The sequence below is a fragment of the Psychrobacter sp. APC 3281 genome (assembly GCF_030407815.1).
Classification (GTDB): domain Bacteria; phylum Pseudomonadota; class Gammaproteobacteria; order Pseudomonadales; family Moraxellaceae; genus Psychrobacter.
The window spans coordinates 163,276-184,803 of sequence record NZ_JASDCS010000009.1; the positions used below are offsets into that span (position 1 = coordinate 163,276).

Here is a 21,528-nt window from a genome sequence, read left to right on the forward strand (position 1 = left end):
AACTTTTTACTCTAAGATCTTAACCATCGCGCGAGGTAGCCCTAGGCTGTCCTGCGCTTTTTGTTCGGTTAGCCATTTAAAGTCAATTTCAGCCGCTGCTAATTTTTGATTTAGTTCAGTTACCTGCGTCGCGTTAATCGTCAATTTACGTGGGGTCAAATACCAGTGAAAATGCGTCAGCGAATGCTTGATAGGGGCGTCATCGAGCAAGGTATTGCTGACTGACTTTGCCACCAGTTCATTTTTTATCAGCCATTCATTTATGATTTGCTCGGCAGTGGTAAATTCTGCTTCGTATACTTTTTCATTACTACGTACGTCATTTGGCATATTCGATAGTTTGTCATCGTTAGCTTCTACTTTCTTCGCAGTGTTACCACTCGTTTTACCATCAACTTTTTCCACGAACTGTAATGGTAAGCTCCATAATCCGCCCCAGATACCGTTGTCAGGGCGCTGTAGCCATAGTATGTCACCATCTGCACTTTCGATCAGCAGGGCATCACTGAACTTACTAGGTTTGGGCTGCTTTTTGGCTTTGACGGGATAATCAGTCTCACGCCCTTGCGCATGGGCTAGGCAGTCTTCTTTTAATGGACATAATAGGCAGGCAGGCTTGCTACGGGTACATAATGTCGCGCCCATATCCATCATCGCTTGCGCAAATAGTCCTGAGTTCTCTGTAGGTGTCAGGCGCTCTGCCAATGCCCACAGCTCTTTAGTCGTAGCAGACTTGGTGATATCACCATCAATCGCTGCCCAACGCGTGATTACTCGCTTGACGTTGCCATCACAGATAACGCCGTAATGATGCAGTCCCATCGCCATAATTGCACCAGCGGTCGATGGCCCAACACCAGAAATCGCTTCCCATCCTGTGAGCGTCTGTGGAAAGTTACCAGTTTCATCGATTACTTCGACCAACTGCTTGGCACCTTTATGCAAATTACGCGCACGCGCATAATAGCCAAGCCCTGCCCAATGCTCTGCTACGGTATCCCATTCTGCTGCGGCCAAATCCTGCACGGTCGGAAACGATGCCATAAAACGTGCAAAGTAGGGCAGTACAGTGGTCACTTGCGTTTGCTGAAGCATCACTTCGGATAACCAAACGATATAAGGATTTGGCGTATCGGTTTGGTGCTGTTGCCAAGGTAAGTCATGGCGACCGTTTTCGGCAAACCAATCTAGTAGGCGTGGGGCAAAGGAGTTTAGGGAAGTAGGTGACTGAGAAAATTGAGTAGGCAAGAGTATTCCTTGTAAGTTGAACAGGGATATATAGGATTTGGAGTTGGCAGGAAAAAAGGTAAATAGATAAAACTATTTACCAATATATGAGGCTTAATTGTTTATAAATAAAGGGGATAGATAGTATCGCTATAGAGAAGTAAGAGTTTATCGATAGACACTGTCTAAAGTTTCACCCGATTCACTCTTCCATTTAATCCACCCGTTTGTTGAACGTCCTGACACTAAAGAACTGGCTCCACTGGGTGTTTTAAATAAATGGTTTTCAGTGAGTTTATAGCTTTTATCGTTTATGGCTACGAGTTTGCCGCTACTGAGTAGACTCTCTTTCAATTTAGCTACGAATGGTGGAGCTGATGACGTTTGTGTTTGCCGTATTAGAGAACCTGCTAATATTACAAAGCCATCGTCGTCATAGTATCCTTTAGCATCACCATCTTTTACCTTATAGTAAAACAGAGCTGGAATAGTTTTCGTTGGAGCTTCATCGATTATTTGAGTAACTTTAGCAATGGTGGAATCAGTCGATTTGCTTTTATAAGTCTCGTTGCTATAAAGGCTATCATGAATAGCCAAGGACTCGAAAATAGGCTGTCCTAAAGTGGATAGTAAAACATCAAGAGTGTGGAATAATTCCTCGCAATCAGCCTTTAATGGGTCAGGTGTATGCGGTTTATTACCATTATTTCCATTTTTTAGTTCGTAACGTCCCACCTCAATGGCAGTTGCGATAGCCTTATGTTCCATATATAGCGCATGGGTTTGTGTCATAGAGTTATTGGTCGAAAGCATGACAAAAGCCCGTGTCCAGAAGTCTTTGTCATCATGTTGGTTAAGACGTCTTTTAAGATCGCCAGTTTGTCCAACATAAAGTAACGGCTTCTCTACACTATCGGTATCACCAATCAAAAAATACAAACCAACTTGATTGGCATCGGGCATCGCAAAAAAATCGTCAATATGGATACGGGGGATTTCAATTAATCTTACTGTACGTGTAGTCATCTCTGCCAAACGCAACCCACGAGGGTTACCTTTTGGCAGATAAATTTGAATGGTTTTAGCCGATGGTATTAATGGATTCATAGTAACTTAGATTATTGGTGAATCTACTTCCGATTCTTTCGCGTTTTTAGACGACGTAAGCGCTTTTCTTCCTCTTTAGCTTTTTTCTTCTCTTCAGCAGCGAGTCGTTGTTCCGCGACGACGATTTCTTCTGCTTCTATCATCGCTGGTGTTTCAAGCGTGATACGACCAATCTTTGCGCTACGCAACTCGTTGATGAGGATCTCAGACATACGGTACGTATCGACTTGATTGCCCGCACGTACACAGCCACGATTGCGCCCAGCCACTTCAAAAAACTCCCAATCAGTCTTTGGCAGCTCTTCAATTTTGTAGCGGGTTTTTAGCAGCTCAGGATAGGCTTGCATCAGGTACTCAGCGGTATAGCTGGCCACATCAGCGAAATCAAAAGCAGTATCACGGATACCGCCTGTCGCTGCTAAACGATAACCAGAGTTTTCGTTTTCAACTTTTGGCCATAGCATACCAGGTGTGTCATAAAGCATGATGTCATCGTCGAGCTTAATTAGCTGCTGCGATTTGGTCACGGCTGGCTCATCGCCTGTCTTCGCCACAGCGCGTCCTGCTAGCGTATTGATCAGCGTTGATTTACCAACGTTTGGAATACCCATAATCATCGCTTTGATTTGGCGACCAGTCCCGACTTTATTGGGTACGAGATGCTTACAGATAGCGATAATACGTTTTACATCATTGGCTTTTTCAGTATCGCACGCAATGGCTTTGACCCCATCTTGCTGCTCGAGATAATCCATCCATGCTTGAGTCAACTCAGGATCGGCAAGGTCAGCTTTGTTCAGGATTTTGATAACAGGTTTTTCACCGCGTAGTGCTGCGACCATTGGGTTTTCACTACTATAAGGAATACGCGCATCGATGACCTCGATGACCAAATCCATCTGCGGCATGACTTCTTTGATTTCGTTACGGGCTTTGTTCATATGCCCAGGGAACCACTGAATACTTGCTCTCTTATCCATCTGCTTTCATAACCTTTTATAAAAAATGCTAAAAGTAAAACAATCAACGTTTACTTTCTGATGGTGTCCAGTTTACTACAGAACCACCTTGCTCACGGCACAATTTCACCCAACCAGCTTTGTCATTACGCTTGATTTTGGTTTTCTGTTTCCTCGTGCGCTGGTGGTAATGGGGCAAGGTAACCAATTAATAGTATTAAGCTGCCTGCGCCAAGGAAGGATATCACTCGCCAAATTGCCTCAGTCTGTGACAAATCGACCAAGACCAGCTTGAGGACGACGATACCTAATAATCCAATACCCATAAACCAAAGCGCGCGTTGCCAGTAGCGACTCGCCATTATGGTGGCGATCAATGCCAAGAGCGTCCACAAAATCGTCAGTCCAGTTTGTACTTGCTCGCTTTGCCATGCGCCGCCTTGATAGTCATTCCAAAGTGGCGTGCCAGTAAAGGCGTGTAGCGTTCTGACCAACATACTGGAAATCAACCAAAAGCTGATCAGTCCCAATACAATTAACAGACTCTCAGCGGTGAATACGCGCTTAGATTTGGCAGTTGCACCCGACTCGGTAAAATTTTCATTGTGTCGGCGTTGGCTGATGTAGTACAGACTAAAACCAACTGATAGCGTCAGCCATGATGTGATGTCATATAGGTTGAACAATGGAAAATAAGACAGTCCCCCAATCACACCGTCATAAGACCAATTGGTAAGAACAACCCACAGTAAAGCAATGGGAGCGAAAATGGCAGCGCATCCTAATAGTGCCTGTTGCCAATCAAACCAATACAGTAGACCTTGTTCCGAAACTCTATTAGTTGAGGTGTTTTCTTCATTTTGTCTGAGATAACGATGATTGAACCATAACCCAGACAATATGAGTACCGCTGAAAACAAGAAAGCCATTACGCCATCAGAGTCTGGTAGGCCATAATGCGCCGCGGCAGCAATGAGTAAGATACCCGTACCTAGCCAGCTTGCATCAGTATAGCGTGAGGTATTCTTATTATCAGACCATGTTTTTAGCCATAGCTGCCCCATGACTAACCAGCCGATTATTAACCCTACAAACACCAACCATTCCGTTGTTGACCATGTTAAATTTCGCTCAAACTTTTGTGGCAGTTGCAGTATTAGCATGAAGTAGAACAGGGCCAATAATCCATGACTAAGCTGTCTAATTTCCGCCCACGGACGATAGCGATTGATGACCCAATAAGCAATCAAGCTGATGAGTGCTGCCAGTGCAATTACCGTCGTGCTTGATTGCCAGATATCAAACCAATGATGCAAATCAAGCATCAGTACTTGTAGCATCCAAGCCATCGCGGTCAATGTTAAAAATTTGATGAATCTAGGGCTATGCCAAACGAATTTGAATACGCGGCTCTGACTATTGATAGAGGTCAGCCATTGATGCGCAGTTTGCATACTGACACCCAGCGCATGGGCATAGCTAGTTAATGGATCTGATGTGCTGTCCAATGTTTGTGTTTTCATTACTGAGGATTGTGATTGTATTACTGAGGATGTTGTAGTGCTTTTATTGTTAAGGCTATTAAGGCTATTACTACTATCTAAGCTATTAATTAGCGCGGCAGGGGAGTTGCTAGCGCGTAATATAAAGACGGTCGCTAGATAACTGAGCGCTGAAATACTAAAGGCCAAAACGGGATAGTCTTTGCTAGAGAATATCGCTGTCGTCACTAGCATACCAATACTGACGAGCTGTAATAGTAAGCCGAATAACACAGACCACGACCGCAGCGAGCGTCGTCCAAACCATACTAGCGCCAATCCTTGTACTGACCAGCCAAAAGCAATCCATTCAGCATCTAGCGCCAGCGGAATAACGAGCGCAAAAAATCCTAATCCTAACGCTAGCATGCCTTCGGTGATTAAAGCATAGCGTTTACTGCGCTGGATAAATAGCCAGCCTAAGCCAAGATAAACCGTAGCCAAAATGGCACTGGTAATCGTGAGGGCGTTAGAGATGTCGTTTAGTAAGGCAGAAAATAAACCAAAAGCCAGTAGCGGTACTGAAAACAGTAAGCCCGTATCAATAGGGAATACATAGGAGCTGCCTACATGGGCTCTGTCCAAGTGTTTTGTGTCATCTGTATTGTCAGCATGACTGAGGTCTTTTTCGTTTAGCGCATTATAGGTAATGATTTGCTGCGCATAACGAATGACGACAAACAAGTAAAGCAGCCAGTGTAAGGTTACTAATGCTACCAATGACCAGCGCTGCGTTTCAATGACGGCGCTCAGGTTTTCGCTGATACCCCAATAGTATGCCAAGCCAAATGTCACAGTCACACCGAATAGATTTAATATTTTCCACGGTCGATAATGAGCAATAACAGCAATCGTGACGTTTAGCAGTAGATAATAGCTGAATAAGGTAACCAAGCTGCCAGTATCTTCACTGGTTAAAATCGGTGCAAAAAATCCACCTGATAATGCCAGTAATGCTAATGGAAAAGCGTTTTGACGTACGGCGAGCGCAATAGTGACGGCGGACAATAACCCAAGTCCGATAAGGCTTGGGATACTCGGAATAATTTCATAAACACTGTAAGCGAAAAAGGTGCTTAGATACGCAATTGCTAAGCCTGCGCCTTGTAGCGTAATCCCATATGAAAAGCGTTTTGCCGTTAGCTTTAATCCAAGCGCTGCCAATGCTAACCCTGTAACGCCAACTGCTATCAGCTTTGTGGCAATCGAAATCTCAATATATTCGCTTAATAAGCGAAGCAGGAGTACCACACCTACTAGCAGAACCAATACACCGACTCGCACGACTAAATTGCCACCGAAGAACCAGTTTTTGATTGAGTGAATCAGCGAGGTAACGATAGGTAGTGAGTGTTCATCTGGCTCAATCGGTGCGGTAGACGCCGTATTTTTCGTATTTATCGAGGCGTTATCGTCTATAGATTTACTATTAGATATATTTGATGCTGCATGTGTGGTTGAGTTTGAAGCAATGTTAGGAAGCGGTGGTGGTGATACAGGCAGCCGATTATCTGGAGAGAATGGTTGTGATTCAAAAGCTATTTCTTTATCATCGTGGTTTTTAGCATCACTGTCTTTAGAAACATTGTCTTTAAGATCATGATCGTTAGTACCAGTGTTGCGTGCATAACCATTTTCATCGACGAAAGGTGCAGACGGAGGCGTCATACTACGATGTCTTTGCTGCTCTAGCTCAGCTTGCAGCGTCGTCACATCACGGCGTAGATGCTCGATTTTTCGAGCTATCCTAGTATATAACGCGACCACTACGATCAATAAAATCGTAAAAGCCAGCCAGCCCAACTGGGTCACCATTAGATACAACATCTTCGTCACTCAATCCAGTTTATAGTAAAGTGATAATGACGTGATTTAATAAGAAGCACAAGACTACTCTGATTACTGGGCTAAAAGACAGGTGCTAAAACGCTGCTCAAAATAAAAGGGTAGCTTAATAATTAAGCTACCCTTCTTGATGAGTTTTATACCAGATATTTTTTATGCCAAATTGGCTTTCATAAACTCAAGCATGTTTTCCCAGCTTTGTTTAGCAGCGGCTTCATTGTAGCCAAGATCTACTTCATTTTTGGCGGCGCGCTCATCGGCATGCGGATTGGTAAAGCCATGTTTAGCGTTGTCATAAACATCGATAGTGTAATCAACATCGGCTGCGTCTAGCTCTGATTTTAGACCTTCGATAGCATCCATTGATACCATTGAGTCATCACGGCCATGAGCGACCAACACTTTTGCTGCGAAGTTTTTGTCTGCTGGCTGTTTTGGGGTTGGGTTACCATGGAACGTCGCAACCGCTTTTAGCGGCATGCCTTCGCGAGCCATATCTAGTACAACTTTACCGCCGAAGCAATAACCGATTGCGCCTAGGTTGTCACCATCGACTGATAACTGATCGCTGAAATCATTAAGGATTAAGCGGCAGCGTGCCATTAGCATGTCTTGATCAGCCAGTACTTGCTCCATCCACATGTTTGCCATTGCCGCATCAGTAGTTAGTTTGCCTTCACCGTAAACGTCCATAGCGACAGCCGCATAACCTGCCTCTGCCAAACGCTCAACCACTGATTTCGGATGATCGACCACGCCCCACCATTCTGGCGCAACCAAAATACCTGCTGCTGGATTTTCATCTGAAGCGTTCTCTGGTAGTGCTACATAACTGATAAGTTCTACACCGTTTTCGGTAGTACTGATTAATTCAAAAGTCTTAATTGACATATTATTGTCCTTTTTTATGTTGTGAGTTTTAATTATTCGTCATTGTGATGGTTCGTTTTTCTAACTCGTACTACCTTAACGCCCATGTCTAGCAAAAACAGCTATAATACTGTAACGCTCTTTATCAAAATGCTACTGCGACTTTATGACTATAAATTTGTTAAACAAAAATAATGACCAATCTGACTTGAACTCAGGTATCGATGCGGCGGCCAAGCCTGCGCAATCGGTGAGTTTGTTCCCTGATAGTGGCGATGTTGATTCTGCTGATTCTGACTCTAAGTATGAGTCCGAGCCACTACGTCCGCAGTTTTGGTCGCGATTTGCGTTAACAGAACTAAACCATAGCGAGTGGGAAGCGCTGTGTGATGGTTGCGGCAGTTGCTGCTTGATTAAATACATCGATGAAGATGAAAGTGGCAATGTGGATGAGGAGCTGGTCGAATATACCGATGTCACCTGCCAGTTGATGGACTGCGCGACAGGATATTGCAGTCACTATGCAACGCGTCAAGAGCACGTGCCAGACTGTATTCAGCTGACTATGGACAACTTGCCCAAAATGATGTGGCTACCATCGCATTGCGCCTACAAACGTTTGTATAAAGGACAGGGCTTACCAAGTTGGCATTTATTATTGACTGGGGATGCGGTGGTAACACAACAACAAATGCGCGCTGCCAATGTGGGCGTCGCTGGTCGCTGTGTCACGGAAATCGGTATGTCTGATGAAGAGATGGAAACGCGGGTGGTTAACTGGGTTAATCCTTAGTCTACAGTTAGTTGGATGCCTTAGCAGTAGATTTGGCCTTTGCTTCGGCACTGGCTTGCGAGTTAGCCAATGCTGGTATCGGAATATCTTGACGAATCCGCTGTGAAAAGTTACGGCTGTTTTTATTTCTATCGATATCAGACTGTAAGTTGACTTGATTATCAAAGCCTTTTGCTTTTGGGTTGATATGAGTGCGCTCATACCACGTATTCATTGACCAAGGTTGGCTGTTCTTTTCTGGCGCCGCATCCAACATGCCCACATCATATAGATAGTTCGGTAACCAACCAGAGACCCAAATTCGATAATCCCATGGCAAACGATCGCCACTGACGATACGCGCCATATAAAAGATAATATTGGTACAGTTGCTAATCAGTGTATTGTACCAAGCAGGTTTAGCGTTCAAATCATCAGCCGCAGTCAGATAAGATTCAAACAGCGACCTCACCTCATGCTGTTGCAAATTGCTAATAGGAAACAGATAAACCTGCTCGCCGCGCGCATTGCTACGGGTATAGATGATGTCGCGCTCTTCTGCAGCAATCAGGCTCAGCTCATAACGTCGAAAAAACCCAGCAAGCGCTGAAAAAGACTCGCCATCTTCTTTACGTATCTCAAATGAGAAGGCAAGTGGTCTATCATCTTCAAATCGAAAGCTAACTAAGGTATGAGCGATTAGCGGTCCCATCCAATAAGAGTTGGTCACATCGACGCCAGAGAGTTTAGACAGATCAATTGTACGGGTATCCCAGTGCTCGGTGGCGTCTTCTTCAGTTTGCCAATCAAAGTTACGAACATTGGTTAAGGTAATCAAATCAGGGTTAGTCGCATCGCGCTCATAGGAGACTCGCTGACTGACTTCAGCCATCCATTCTCGATCTTGTTTAGGTTCGATAGAAAAAAACCAACCTAGACCCACAAGCCAAACAGCGCCATATATGCCGATAAGTAGCTTGGTTGCTGTGCCTTTGCTAATTGATTTTTTATTAGACAATGAGTCGCTGTGCAATACTCTTGTGACGGCATCCCAATAACGCGTACTTAGCAGCGCAGCTAATATACCTACAATCGCTATTGTCGCAAGCCACGTCAATACTGAGCTGACGCCGTATTGATACCAAATCGCGAGTAATAACCATAGCGCTGATAACAATAACGTAACGGCAATTAAAAAAGTCACAAGACGCTGGCGCCATGTAGGCTTTGACTGTTTACGTTCTAATGTTTTGCGTTTTAAGTCCAGACTCTCTAAACCACGGTTCTCTAAACCACGACTGTCTGTCTGTCGACTGGGTGAACGCGACGAGAGTAAGCGAGAAAAAACGGAACGTAGCGACATAGGGTTTGCTTTGATAAATAAAGGCTTTGACCATAGCAAAGTTTATAACACGCTGACAATACAATTTGAGTGAATTTGTCGTTGAATGTCAGTGAGCCTTGCGATAAAGTGAAGCTAATTTGTACTAGCAAATTTGTTATTCATCCATTAATTAATAACAAACCAGCCGTTTTATTTGCTACTTTTATCCCCATCTAGGCTCTACTTGTTTTTTTATTGAGTATTGTTCGTTTTTCTATTGAATACTATTCTAATTTTTATTAACTAAAGAGGTTAAATCACACCACCATGTCTGACGACACTCCCAGCCCGAGTAGTTGGTCGATGCGCGGCTTAAAACGCTGGCTATCGACCGCCCCCGAAACCCGTGATGAATTGATTCGTCTGGTACAAGACTCGCGCCAGTTTTTAGAGCCTGATACGGTCGATATGTTAGAAGGCGTGCTAGATTTGCCTGCGACACAAGTCCGCGAAATCATGACACCGCGTCCGCAAGTGATTGGTCTGCACGAGAGCACCAGTCTTGCTGAAGTGATGGACATCATTCTTGAGACCACCCACTCGCGCTATCCTGTTTTTGACAGTCAAGATGATGACGCCGTTATCGGTATCTTATTGGCAAAAGACTTGATTCCGATTCTGGTACATATGGTTCGTAACCAAGAAGACAAAATTGACAGTAAGCGTCTCAGAGACTTGGTGCGCCAGCCGTTATATATCAGTGAGACGGCTCGTTCTGATACCTTGCTACGCTCATTGCAGCGCACCCAAGTACATATGGCGATTGTCGTTGATGAGTTTGGTAACTTTGGTGGTGTCGTCACCATGGAAGACTTGTTGGAAGAAATCGTTGGCGACATCGTCGATGAGCATGATGACTTTGATGAAGACAGCGATATCAATAACATCGTCCCTGATCCAGAAAAACCAAATACATGGCGTGTCCAAGCATCTACGGTGATTGAAGACTGTAATGATGAGCTGGGTAGCCGTTTTGACGACACCGATGTCGATACGATGGGCGGTCTGGTCATGCAAGCACTTGGCTTCGTTGGTGATCTAGAAGGCGAGAGCGTCGTGATAGATGATTGGAAAATTACCATTACCGATGTCGAAGGGCGATTTATCCAAAATCTAGAGCTGACCAAAACCAATTCCGAGCAACAGATATTGATAGGCAGCCATTAGCTTGCTTATAGTGTCACGATAGTTGGTCAATGAATAAAACTTGTTAGCAAATTAACAGAAAACACGATGAAAAATCGTGTTTTTTGCTTTCTGCCTTTTGAACTTTAGAATGAGGTTTTAGCTACGCAAATTTACCCACTTGTAGGTTTTGACTGGTATCATGGGTGGGTTTTATTTGTGGCCCTGCATAAAGCATTATGCAGTCAGGTTTTGCGTGAGTATTATCTCATCGCTTAGCTGAGAAATTTTAGAAAATATGGTTTTGGATAACTGCTATGCGTCTGTCTACTGTTGATTTGCAAAAACGTCTGAACCCCGATAAGCCAAAAGGTTTACATATGGGGTTGACGGTACTAATAGCTTGGCTGGCAGGGGCAGCTTTCATACTTGCGCTCGCGCCTTATGGGATTTGGCCAGTTGCCTTGGTGTCACCTGCTATTTTGTACGCGTTATTAGTACCAGCGATGACAGGTCGTCGTGCTTTTCTGATTGGTCAGGCCTACGGTACGGGGCTGTGGTGTGTTGGCGCATTTTGGCTATACACCTCGATACACGTTTATGGCGATACACCCGCATGGCTTGCGCTGATTATGATTGCGCTTATGGGTCTGGGCATGGGTTTGTTCCATGGCTTTTTGGCGCTCATCTTTAATCGTGTAGTCGGCAAGCAGCCTTTATCTTTTGCCGCCTTGTGGATACTCCAAGAGTGGATGAAAACGTGGCTGTTTACTGGTTTTCCTTGGCTATTCGTTGGTTATGCGTTTACTGAACAGTATTGGCTGTCTTCGCTAGCACCTGTAGCTGGCGTCTTTGCGGTTTCTTTCGTAGCGGTATTATTGGCTGCCAGTATCATTGAGCTGTTGCGTCGCCGCGGTGGCTATATGATTCCATCGATAGCATTGCTTATCATTAGTAGCGCGCTATGGTTGATTAATCCGCAGTGGACCAAACCAAAAGGCACTCCTGATTTATCGGTATCTTTGATTCAGGGTAATATCCCACAAGACCTAAAATGGCTCACCGAATATCAGATTGAGACGTTAAAAATCTATGCAACGTTGACTCGTGACGAGTGGGGACGTGACATCGTGCTGTGGCCTGAATCTTCGATTCCTATGTTTCAGACAGAGGCTGTGGGTTTTATCAGTGAAATGGTCGCGATGGCCAAAGAGACTGATACGACATGGGTGACAGGTATTCCTTATAAGGACGAAGCGGCGTTTGATGCCAGTACAGATAAATATCCGCCATTCTACAATAGCGTGGTTGCGCTAGGGGCACAGGCAGAAGGGCTTTATAAAAAGCAACGTCTGGTGCCATTTGGTGAATACATTCCATTCCAAGGAGTGCTTGATATTCTGCCTAATCTAGCAGGCAGCCAAGATATTATGAGCTATAGTCGCGGCAGTGATCAGCAGTCGCCGCTACGTGTACGAGGGCACAACCTAGGCGCAGCCATCTGTTACGAAGTGGCCTATCCAGATACCACACGCAAAAACGCGATTGGCACGGACTTCTTATTAACCATCTCAAACGATGCTTGGTTTGGTACGTCGGCAGGCCCGCTACAGCATCTACAGATGGTACAGATGCGCGCGTTAGAAAATGGTCGCTGGTTTATGCGTGCGACCAACACAGGGGTGACAGCTATTATCGATCATAAAGGTCGTATCGTAGAGCGTGCACCGCAGTTTGAACGTACTGTATTGCGCGGTAATATTCAGGCGCGAGTTGGCAATACGCCGTTCATGCGCTTTGGTCAATATCCTATTTTATTTATCATGGCACTGTTGCTGATACTTAGCTATTTGGGTAAGCGTCCGAAGACTCCAGTACGTTTGGTTAAGTAGTATTGTTAAGTAAGATGTGACGATAGCGAATAATAGATAACTGATTAAGTAGTTAGCTGTCACAAGTGTCAAAAATGAATATTTAAATTGTGGATAATAAACCCTTTAAATACTTAAGGGTTTTCACAAATCAGTATAAATTGCGATATAATAGGTCAATATTTCAAATATTTTGTGCAAGGTGGATAAGGTATGTCAGAAGGTATCGTTAATAACAATCCAAAAAAAGAGCTGTTATTCGCTTTAGGTGGCATTGCCATGTTCTTAGGTATTGTCTTACTTATTGGTGTTTCTGCATTTTTGCGTCCAGCAGGCGAGCATATCACTGCTGAGACAACTGAAGCATCAGCTGCGGCAGATGAAGCAGAAGCTACTGCTACTGAAGAAGAAGCGGCTCCAGCCGATGCAGAAGCTGCAACAACAGAAGAAGCGTCAGATGCTACAGCACCTGATACTGCAGCAGATGCAACCGTAACACCAGCGTCAGATGCGGATAGTGCAGTTGTTACCGCAGAAGCTGGTACCGCAACTGCCTCTGGTACTGTGAGCCAAGCCGCTGTTGCTGATGCTGATTTGACAGCTGAGGAAGCGGATGGTGATGTAGATGCTGGGAATGCTGGCGACGCTACTGATGAGGTCGCAGCACAGTAAGCTGTAGTATGGCTATATAAATGATTTAAAATAGTGCTACTTGATTGTCAGATGAGATGCATTATGAAGCCTGTATCAACAGTGCTATAAGCATAATATCACTGTCCTAGATACCCATAAAAAGAGTCCGTTCTCAACCATTGAGATCGGGCTTTTTTTATGGGTATTTGTGTAATTTTTGACCAATTTTTTCTTTACTTGATTATAGCCAAGTGAAACAATGTTCCGCCTATATGACCGTCCATCTGGATAATCAGGGGTTTGGTCATTACAAATATGATCTTTAAAGGAATAAAGTTATGGGCACAGAAACAAAATCGGGGGCTAGTGCAGCAGAGCTAGAAGCACTAGACAATGGCTTTATGGGACATCCTGCGCCCTTACGCTCATTGTTTTTTACCGAAATGTGGGAGCGATTCTCCTATTATAGTATCCGTCCACTATTAGTTTTATTTATGGTGGCAACAGTGAGCAGTGGCGGTTTTGGCTTCGATGAAGTCACCGCTTCTGCTATTTATGGTATTTTTGCGGGTTCGTTGTACTTAGCAGCAGTACCAGGTGGCTGGTTAGCAGATAACTGGCTAGGTCAAGAGCGCGCATTGTGGTGGGGCAGTATTATTATTGCCCTTGGTCACTTGTGTATCGCGCTTTCAGCGATGTTTGGTATGACGCTGTTCTTCGTTGGTTTAATCTGTATTGTCTTGGGCTCAGGGTTATTTAAAACCTGTATCTCAGTGATGGTTGGTGCCTTATACCCCAAAGACGACTCTCGCCGTGATGGCGGTTTTACCTTGTTTTATATGGGTATTAATATCGGTGCGTTACTAGCGGCACTTATCGTTGGCGTATTCAAAGAAAAAGGCATGTGGCATGTCGGCTTTGGCGTTGGTGGTCTGGGTATGCTGGTTTCATTATTGATTTATCGTTTTTTCGCGCAAAAGAACTTAACGCGTTATGCACGCGCTAAAGGTATTTCTGCTGAGTGGGAAAAATCTAACGACCATTACAAAAACATCGGTCGCTGGGTTGGTGGTTTTGTCGCCTTGCTAGTAGCCGCAGTGCTATTAGTATCTACTGGCATGATATCGTTCAATCCTGAGATGGTTGCAGAGTATATGACGTATATCATTGCTGCGGTGGTCATCTTGTATTTTGCGATTATGTTTATCTCACCACGATTGGATAAGACAGACAAACTACGCTTGTTAATTTGTTTTGTTTTAATCATTGGCTCGACGCTGTTTTGGTCAAGCTTTGAGCAGCAACCAACGTCTTTTAACTTGTTTGCCGATCGTTATACCGATCTGAATGTTTTAGGATTTGAGATACCAAGTATCTGGTTCCAGTCATTGAACCCGCTATTTATTTTAATATTGGCACCTATCGTTAGTATTATCTGGGTCAAGCTTGGTAACCGAGGTCTTGAGCCTAGCAGTATGGCTAAGTTTGCACTCGGTATGCTGCTCGCAGCCGCAGGTTTCGCCTTGATGATTTTTGCTTCAAAAAGCATTTTAGCGCCTGGTGCTGGCTTGGCATCACCACTATGGTTGGTTGGTAGTTTATTATTATTGACGCTAGGTGAGTTAGCATTAAGCCCAGTTGGTTTGTCTGCTATGACTAAATTGGCGCCAGAAGGTATGCAAGGCCAAATGATGGGGCTATTCTTTGCTTCTATCGCTATGGGTAACTTGGTTGCCGCCTTCTTTGGTGGGCATGTATCAGCTGATAAAATCGAAGGCTTACCAGGTCTGTTCACAACCATGACCATCTTCTTGGTAGTGACCGCTGTACTATTATTGATACTAGCAAAACCTATCAATAAAATGCTTAAAGAAAGCGAGCGTGAGAAACAACTGGCCAAGCAATAAGATAGTCTGATGTACATTTGTGATTAACAACAGCACAAGTGACTTATGACGAGACGTGTTACCATTACTGGTAGCACGTTTTATTGTTTTAGTTGGTGAGATATTTGGCACGAGCCATTGAAAGCATACTATCTGCCCAAACATCTAATGATAGGGCACTGTGAACCCCAGTGACACAATATTAATCTCAATTTTTTATTCTCAATAAGTAGAAGCAATTACCCAAACAAACATAATTAGATAGCTAAATAAGTAGACTGTTTGCTTGAATAATTGCTATCAATGATAAATATCTTATTACAACTAAAGCGGTATTAATAACTCAAACAAGACGACTATTAGAACAAGACGATTGTAGATAATCGCGCCATCATCATATTTTTATAATTTCTATAAGGACACATTCAATGAATAAACAAGCCATTCACGAACGTATTGCTAATTTACGCAGCACCTTAGCCGCGCAAGATCTCACCGCAATCATCGTACCCTCTGCTGATCCACATTTATCTGAATATCTACCAGAGTACTGGCAAGCACGCTTATGGTTGTCAGGGTTTACTGGTTCTGTCGGCACGCTGGTTGTGACTGCTGATTTTGCAGGTCTATGGACGGATAGCCGTTATTGGGTACATGCTGCCGAGCAGTTAGAAGGCACCGGTATTACTTTAGAAAAGCTTGCGCCGGGTCAGCCAAATCATATCGATTGGCTAGCCGAGCATTTGCAAGAAGGGGATAGCGTAGCAGTAGACGGTAATGTGTTATCTATCGCTGAGCAAGATCGCCTGCTAAATGCTTTTGATGCCAATGACATTACTTTGATCACTGAGCGTGATGTGCTGACAGAGATTTGGACAGATCGCCCAGCACTACCAGCGGCCAAATTATACGCTCATGATGACCAGTTCCTTGCTCAGTCTGCCACCTCAAAGCTGGCTGCAGTGCGTGCAGGTATGGCAGAAGCAGGTGCGACCCATCATTTACTTTCAAGCTTAGACGATATCGCTTGGTTGACGAACTTGCGCGGTGCTGATGTTGATTATAATCCGGTATTCTTGTCACATATATTAATTGATGCCGACAAAGCAACGTTGTTTGTTGATACTGATAAAGTAAGCGAAGATATTGCACAGAGTTTAAAAGACAGTGGCATCATATTAGCTGACTATTCTGCTGTGCAAGAGGCATTGAGTGCATTAACGCCAGACGATTTATTATTGTTAGATCCGAGCAAAGTCGCAGTAGGTACGCTCTCAAAAATGGCAGACGATGTTGGTTTTATTGAGCAAATGGCGCCTAGTACATTACTCAAATCTGTAAAATCTGATGCAGATATCGATCATGTCCGTGAAGCGATGCGTCAAGATGGTGCTGCTTTGGCTGAGTTTTTTGCTACATTTGAGCAACGTCTAGCAAACGGCGAGCGTTTGAGTGAATTAGATGTTGATAGCATGCTGATAGAGGTGCGCAGTCGTCAGCCAAATTATGTCTCGCCAAGCTTCCCAACCATCGCAGGCTTTAACGAAAATGGCGCGTTGCCACATTACCGCGCTACACCAGAAAAATTCAGCTACCTTGATGTGGCCGAAGGCGAAGGCGGATTGCTACTGATTGACTCAGGTGCACAATATCAAAACGGTACGACTGATATCACCCGCGTAGTCGGTATTGGGCAAGTCACTGCTGAGCATAAACGTGACTTTACGATTGTGCTAAAAGCTCATATTGCGCTAGCTCGCGCTCATTTCCCTGATGGTATTGCTTCACCATTGATCGATGCCATTTGCCGTGCGCCATTGTGGCAAGCACAGATGGACTATGGTCATGGTACGGGTCACGGCGTTGGTTATTTCTTAAACGTGCACGAAGGCCCACAAGTCATTGCCTATAGCGCCAGTACACCAAAAGAGCGCGCGATGAAAGTCGGTATGATTTCTAGTAATGAGCCAGGCCTATACCGCGAAGGTAAATGGGGTATCCGTATCGAGAACTTGGTAGTAAATACGCCAGTTGCTAAGCCTACTGAGACAGAGTTTGGTGATTTCTTGAACTTTGAGACCATCACTTACTGTCCAATTGACACGCGTCTGATTGAGCCATCATTGTTGGACCAAACCGAGATTGATTGGCTAAATGACTATCATAGCCAAGTCTTCGCAGAGCTAAAAGATCGTGTTGAAGGGTCAGCGCTTGAATGGTTAACTGAACGTACCAAAGCCATTTAATACCAAGCTCAAAACATTAACTAAAATTATTAAAAAGCCCCGTAAATTATTTACGGGGCTTTTTAGTGTTTGTTATCTAATACTTACTACTGAGCGGCTGTTTCTAACTGTAGGTTCAATACTGAAAAATAATCACTGTTAGTGAATACTTTTCTTAGCAGCTTCATTATTAGTAGTTGAGTCATTCTGTTCGCTAAAGTGTTGAGTGACCTCAGCGCGTAGCCAAGACTTTAGGTTTTCAGACATCAGCATCATTTGCTCACTTAAATAGTCATCGACCTGTGTTTCTAGCTCGCGGATTAGCTGTTGGTGTGTTGCATCTAGCTTCGCGTCTTTTAAGGCCAGATTAATCGCTGTACTGGCTTTATTATTAATATCTTTAATATGGTTATCGCTAAGCGTATGAGCCTGTTCGCCAATGGCTTTGTTATCAGCACTTTTATTATCGCTAACATTGCTTTCAGTATTTTTCGTTTCTGATACCGCTTTTTCAGTCTTTGCGCTAGAATTATCAGTAACAAAATCGTCAATAACAGCGCTATCTCCCACGATTTTATCTGTGTTTGATTTAGCTACGTTGGTAGCAGCTATTTCTTTGTCATTGTCTGCCTCTAACGCTGCCTGCTCATTTTTCTCTTGTTCTTTTTGAGTCGATTCTGCCTTGCGTGTGGCTTCTTCCGCTTCTTTTTTCTTTCGCTCATCTTCTAGCTTTTGTTTTGCAGCGGCCGCGTCTTCTTGCTCTTGTTTGTCTGTGATCGCTTTCGCAATGGCCTGTTCTGCATTATAGTTGTCATATAGCTCGTCTACATGCGCATCTAAATCATGGGTATTAAAAGTAAAGTCTTCAAATGAGGTGTCAGATTGCAGCAGAGTAGTGATGTCTTTTAGTTCTTGAGTAATTGCTGCACGTACTGGCTCAGGTGCACACGTCCAGCGTTGATAAAACTGATGGGAAAATGAGTAGCTTGACATGGTATCTTCCATAAATGTTCCAAAAATTACCCCTTATCATACGCAAGTACGATAAGGGGCTGCAAGTGGACAAACGTAGCAAATCTGACACCAACGTTACAACGCATTTATTACCATGCGCTGCGATGTAGATGGGCGGCTGCTATTGACTGACAGGCCAGCGAGCAAATACCAATGAGCCATTGGTACCACCAAAGCCAAAGCTGTTGGATACTGCGTACTGCAAGTTATCAACTTTGCGCGATTGATTAGCCACATAATCAAGGTTACAGTTGTCTTCGACATCGTCTAGATTGATCGTAGGTGGTACATGCTGATGCTGTAGCGCTAATACTGTAAAGATAGCTTCAACTCCGCCAGCAGCACCAAGTAAGTGACCGGTCATCGATTTGGTTGAGCTAACTAAGATGCTATCTTTTACAGGAGAGAACACAGTTTCGATAGCAATAGACTCAGCCACATCACCCGCAGGGGTACTAGTACCATGAGCGTTGACATAACCGACGCTTGATGACTCGATCCCAGCATCGTTTAGTGCATTTTGCATCGCTCTTGCCGCACCGCTACCGTCTTCTGGTGGTGCAGTAATATGACTGGCATCATCACTCATACCGAAACCGACTAGCTCTGCCAATATCGTTGCACCGCGCGCTTTGGCATGGGCAAGGCTTTCTAACACCACCACACCAGCACCATCACCAAGGACAAACCCGTCACGACCTTTATCAAATGGACGTGAGGCTTTGGTTGGCTCATCGTTGCGAGTAGAGAGTGCGTGCATAGCACTAAAGCCAGCTATACCAAGTGGGCTAGAACCTTTTTCACTACCGCCTGCCAGCATAACGTCAGCATCACCATAAGCAATCAAACGAGCAGCAAGACCCATAGCATGAGTCGCCGTGGTACAAGCCGTCGATGTCGCAAGGTTTGGGCCTTTTAACTTATGCTTAATTGCTACCAGTCCAGCGGCCATATTAACGATAGAGCCTGGGATAATAAAAGGTGAGACTTTGCCTGCGCCTTTTTCGTGTAGGGTATCACGACTGTTTTCAATCGTTTGGATACCGCCAATACCTGAACCTAAAATAATACCAAAGCGATCTTGGTCAACGCCTTGCACAGGCGCATCAGCAGCACTGACTTCATCGATAAAACCAGCGTGCTTTAGGGCCATGGCAGAAGCGGCAACCCCATAATGCATGAACTCATCGTAGCGACGCGCATCTTTAGCATTCATATATTGCTTGGCATCAAAGTCTTTGATCACGCCTGCGATTTGCGCACGGTAGCCGGTGGCATCGAAATGCGTAATCGGTGAGATACCACTCTCGCCATTGAGCAATTTGGTCCATGAGCTATCGACGTCTAGACCGAGCGGCGTAATAGCGCCCATACCTGTGACTACCACACGCGTATCATCAGAACGCTCGTAGTGAGGTGGTTTTTGACGCGATTTATGTACAGGTGCTGCAGTCATATTATTTGTGTCATCAGTGGTGGCTTGGTCGATAGGTGAACTACTATTCTGGCTCATGCGATATATCCTATACTTACAGGTCCTAAGAGGATGGCGTTTCAAAAGTCATTATAAAACACATAGGTGCACGTATGTAAACTAAAATTTAACTGGTCAGGCAAAACATACTTGACCCAATACCACGCCTTTATTTGCACCAGTTACCGCTGGTAAATTACCAGTTTCACCCATCAATGTTTGTCTGGCTAACCATGCAAAAGCAACGGCCTCTACCCATGTTGGCGCAAGCCCTAAATGTTCAGTAGTTTTTACTTTGCAATGGGGTAGGTGTGCTTGCAGGCGTGTCATTAAATAGTCATTCAACGCGCCGCCGCCGCAAACATAGACCGAGCTGTTTTTTGAAGGGCTGACAAACATATTGATTTGCGTACTGGCACTGATGGCCGTTAGCTCAGTCAAGGTTGCTTGCACATCGGCTGCTGAATAACTGATATTAGCATTGGCTTGCTCAAAAGCCTGTAGCTCACCCTGCAACCAAGTTAAGTTAAAGTCCTCACGACCTGTGCTTTTTGGATGAGACTGAGCAAAAAACGGATGTGTCAAAAGTTGCTGTAATAATGATTCAATGAGAGTTCCAGACTGCGCCCAAGCGCCACCTGCATCATAGCTATTATCTGTATGCAATGAGGTCCACGCATCCAATAACAAGTTGGCAGGTCCAGTATCGTAGCCAACAACTTGAATTTCTTCACTAGCTGGCAAGACGGTTATATTAGCAATACCGCCTAAGTTCAATAGCACACGGGTACTATCAGGATTGGCAAATAGTGCCTGATGAAACGCAGGTACTAAAGGCGCACCTTGACCACCAACTGCCATGTCACGACGTCGGAAATCACTGACCACACTGATGCCTGTGCGCTCAGCGATAATATTGGCATCGACCAGTTGCAACGTGAATCCCATTTGCGGGCGATGGCGTACGGTTTGTCCATGACAGCCAATCGCCAGTACTGACTCAGGATCGGTATTTGATTGCTGCAATAGGGCATTGACCACTTCACTCGCGAACTCAGCATACGTGCGACTTGCCCAGCCGAACCAATCCAACTCACTGCTTGGTTCATCGGCCTCTGGTACGAGTTGATTCACGCCATTCGGCTGACACAATGCCAGTAGCACTTCACGCAGACGTGGCGGAAAATCTTGGCTATAGGTCGCAAGCAGTCGCATGGGCGGTTGGGTGCCATCTTCGTTACTCACCTCAGGATTAAACTGACAAAGCACCGTGTCCATACCATCCAAACTGGTGCCAGACATCATGCCGATATATAAGCCATCATCGAAACTTTCAAACACCGTTTGCTCAAGGGCATCAGTTAAGGTGGCATAGTTCGAATTATCAGAGGTCAAATCATCAATATCGTCTGAAGGGTTGTCCAAACCATTATTCATAAGCAAGTCTGCGAGAGCATTATGGTCAGTATCAGCAATCGATGCGGGGTTGGTCATGGCAATTTACCTTAAAAAACGCTAGTATATCCGTCAAATTCTAGCATTTTTTCTGACCTTTTGAGGTTCTAAACTTCCTAAGGTGTTGAGCCAGTAACCGT

The 21,528-nt window shown here is 44.5% G+C and carries 15 protein-coding genes; 6 read left to right on the forward strand and 9 right to left on the reverse strand.

Features of this window, described 5'->3' with window-relative positions; genetic code table 11:
* Positions 1-6 precede the first annotated feature (6 nt).
* From mutY to QL886_RS09785, 5 genes are all read right to left on the reverse strand, one after another.
* Positions 7-1,248 carry an A/G-specific adenine glycosylase gene (gene mutY, locus QL886_RS09765; protein ID WP_290178554.1) on the reverse strand — a complete coding sequence of 414 codons (1,242 nt, stop codon included), beginning with the start codon at positions 1,246-1,248 and terminating at the stop codon, positions 7-9.
* Positions 1,249-1,395: 147 nt separating this feature from the next.
* The gene (locus QL886_RS09770) at positions 1,396-2,334 is read right to left on the reverse strand and encodes a GIY-YIG nuclease family protein (RefSeq protein WP_290178555.1); all 939 of its coding nucleotides are present in this window, start codon (positions 2,332-2,334) and stop codon (positions 1,396-1,398) included.
* Between the two features lie 23 nt (positions 2,335-2,357).
* Positions 2,358-3,314: a ribosome biogenesis GTPase YlqF gene (gene ylqF / locus QL886_RS09775; protein ID WP_290178556.1), complete on the reverse strand. Its 957-nt coding sequence runs from the start codon at positions 3,312-3,314 to the stop codon at positions 2,358-2,360.
* A gap of 125 nt (positions 3,315-3,439) precedes the next feature.
* Positions 3,440-6,661, reverse strand: a complete 3,222-nt coding sequence (locus QL886_RS09780) for a DUF2339 domain-containing protein (RefSeq protein ID WP_290178557.1) — start codon at positions 6,659-6,661, stop codon at positions 3,440-3,442.
* 171 nt (positions 6,662-6,832) lie between these two features.
* Complete coding sequence (locus QL886_RS09785) at positions 6,833-7,570, reverse strand: dienelactone hydrolase family protein (protein WP_102092069.1); 738 nt, start codon at positions 7,568-7,570, stop codon at positions 6,833-6,835.
* Between the two features lie 235 nt (positions 7,571-7,805).
* Between QL886_RS09785 and QL886_RS09790 the strand changes: the two genes are divergently transcribed.
* A complete protein-coding gene (locus QL886_RS09790) occupies positions 7,806-8,342 on the forward strand; it encodes a YcgN family cysteine cluster protein (protein WP_290178578.1) in 537 nt (178 codons plus the stop codon).
* A 7-nt stretch (positions 8,343-8,349) separates the two neighbouring features.
* Here QL886_RS09790 and QL886_RS09795 read toward each other — a convergent pair whose 3' ends face one another.
* The gene (locus tag QL886_RS09795; RefSeq protein ID WP_290178558.1) at positions 8,350-9,684 is read right to left on the reverse strand and encodes a DUF4105 domain-containing protein; all 1,335 of its coding nucleotides are present in this window, start codon (positions 9,682-9,684) and stop codon (positions 8,350-8,352) included.
* Between the two features lie 288 nt (positions 9,685-9,972).
* On the opposite strand from QL886_RS09795, the gene QL886_RS09800 reads away from it, so the two are divergent.
* From QL886_RS09800 to QL886_RS09820, 5 genes are all read left to right on the forward strand, one after another.
* Positions 9,973-10,872, forward strand: coding sequence for a CBS domain-containing protein (locus QL886_RS09800; protein WP_290178559.1), 900 nt, complete (start codon positions 9,973-9,975; stop codon positions 10,870-10,872).
* Positions 10,873-11,147: 275 nt separating this feature from the next.
* Complete coding sequence (gene lnt / locus QL886_RS09805) at positions 11,148-12,722, forward strand: apolipoprotein N-acyltransferase (RefSeq protein WP_290178560.1); 1,575 nt, start codon at positions 11,148-11,150, stop codon at positions 12,720-12,722.
* 192 nt (positions 12,723-12,914) lie between these two features.
* On the forward strand, positions 12,915-13,373 hold the full coding sequence (locus QL886_RS09810; protein WP_290178561.1) for a hypothetical protein: 459 nt from the start codon (positions 12,915-12,917) through the stop codon (positions 13,371-13,373).
* A gap of 299 nt (positions 13,374-13,672) precedes the next feature.
* Positions 13,673-15,241 (forward strand): peptide MFS transporter, encoded by a 1,569-nt coding sequence (locus QL886_RS09815; protein WP_290178562.1) that lies wholly within the window; start codon positions 13,673-13,675, stop codon positions 15,239-15,241.
* A gap of 407 nt (positions 15,242-15,648) precedes the next feature.
* Positions 15,649-17,466 carry an aminopeptidase P family protein gene (locus QL886_RS09820; protein ID WP_290178563.1) on the forward strand — a complete coding sequence of 606 codons (1,818 nt, stop codon included), beginning with the start codon at positions 15,649-15,651 and terminating at the stop codon, positions 17,464-17,466.
* 138 nt (positions 17,467-17,604) lie between these two features.
* Here QL886_RS09820 and QL886_RS09825 read toward each other — a convergent pair whose 3' ends face one another.
* The 3 genes from QL886_RS09825 to QL886_RS09835 all read right to left on the reverse strand — a co-directional run bounded on the left by QL886_RS09825 (position 17,605) and on the right by QL886_RS09835 (position 21,427).
* The gene (locus QL886_RS09825; protein WP_290178564.1) at positions 17,605-18,450 is read right to left on the reverse strand and encodes a hypothetical protein; all 846 of its coding nucleotides are present in this window, start codon (positions 18,448-18,450) and stop codon (positions 17,605-17,607) included.
* 130 nt (positions 18,451-18,580) lie between these two features.
* The gene (gene fabF, locus QL886_RS09830) at positions 18,581-19,915 is read right to left on the reverse strand and encodes a beta-ketoacyl-ACP synthase II (protein WP_290178579.1); all 1,335 of its coding nucleotides are present in this window, start codon (positions 19,913-19,915) and stop codon (positions 18,581-18,583) included.
* Between the two features lie 153 nt (positions 19,916-20,068).
* The gene (locus QL886_RS09835) at positions 20,069-21,427 is read right to left on the reverse strand and encodes an anhydro-N-acetylmuramic acid kinase (RefSeq protein WP_290178565.1); all 1,359 of its coding nucleotides are present in this window, start codon (positions 21,425-21,427) and stop codon (positions 20,069-20,071) included.
* Positions 21,428-21,528: the final 101 nt, after the last annotated feature.

Coding starts and splice junctions, on each gene's coding strand:
- QL886_RS09770 (WP_290178555.1), bottom strand. CDS start 2,334: ATGAATCCATTAATACCATCGGCTAAAACCATTCAAATTTATCTGCCA.
- ylqF (WP_290178556.1), bottom strand. CDS start 3,314: ATGGATAAGAGAGCAAGTATTCAGTGGTTCCCTGGGCATATGAACAAA.
- QL886_RS09780 (WP_290178557.1), bottom strand. CDS start 6,661: ATGTTGTATCTAATGGTGACCCAGTTGGGCTGGCTGGCTTTTACGATT.
- QL886_RS09785 (WP_102092069.1), bottom strand. CDS start 7,570: ATGTCAATTAAGACTTTTGAATTAATCAGTACTACCGAAAACGGTGTA.
- QL886_RS09795 (WP_290178558.1), bottom strand. CDS start 9,684: ATGTCGCTACGTTCCGTTTTTTCTCGCTTACTCTCGTCGCGTTCACCC.
- QL886_RS09800 (WP_290178559.1), top strand. CDS start 9,973: ATGTCTGACGACACTCCCAGCCCGAGTAGTTGGTCGATGCGCGGCTTA.
- lnt (WP_290178560.1), top strand. CDS start 11,148: ATGCGTCTGTCTACTGTTGATTTGCAAAAACGTCTGAACCCCGATAAG.
- QL886_RS09810 (WP_290178561.1), top strand. CDS start 12,915: ATGTCAGAAGGTATCGTTAATAACAATCCAAAAAAAGAGCTGTTATTC.
- QL886_RS09815 (WP_290178562.1), top strand. CDS start 13,673: ATGGGCACAGAAACAAAATCGGGGGCTAGTGCAGCAGAGCTAGAAGCA.
- QL886_RS09820 (WP_290178563.1), top strand. CDS start 15,649: ATGAATAAACAAGCCATTCACGAACGTATTGCTAATTTACGCAGCACC.
- QL886_RS09825 (WP_290178564.1), bottom strand. CDS start 18,450: ATGGAAGATACCATGTCAAGCTACTCATTTTCCCATCAGTTTTATCAA.
- fabF (WP_290178579.1), bottom strand. CDS start 19,915: ATGACTGCAGCACCTGTACATAAATCGCGTCAAAAACCACCTCACTAC.
- QL886_RS09835 (WP_290178565.1), bottom strand. CDS start 21,427: ATGACCAACCCCGCATCGATTGCTGATACTGACCATAATGCTCTCGCA.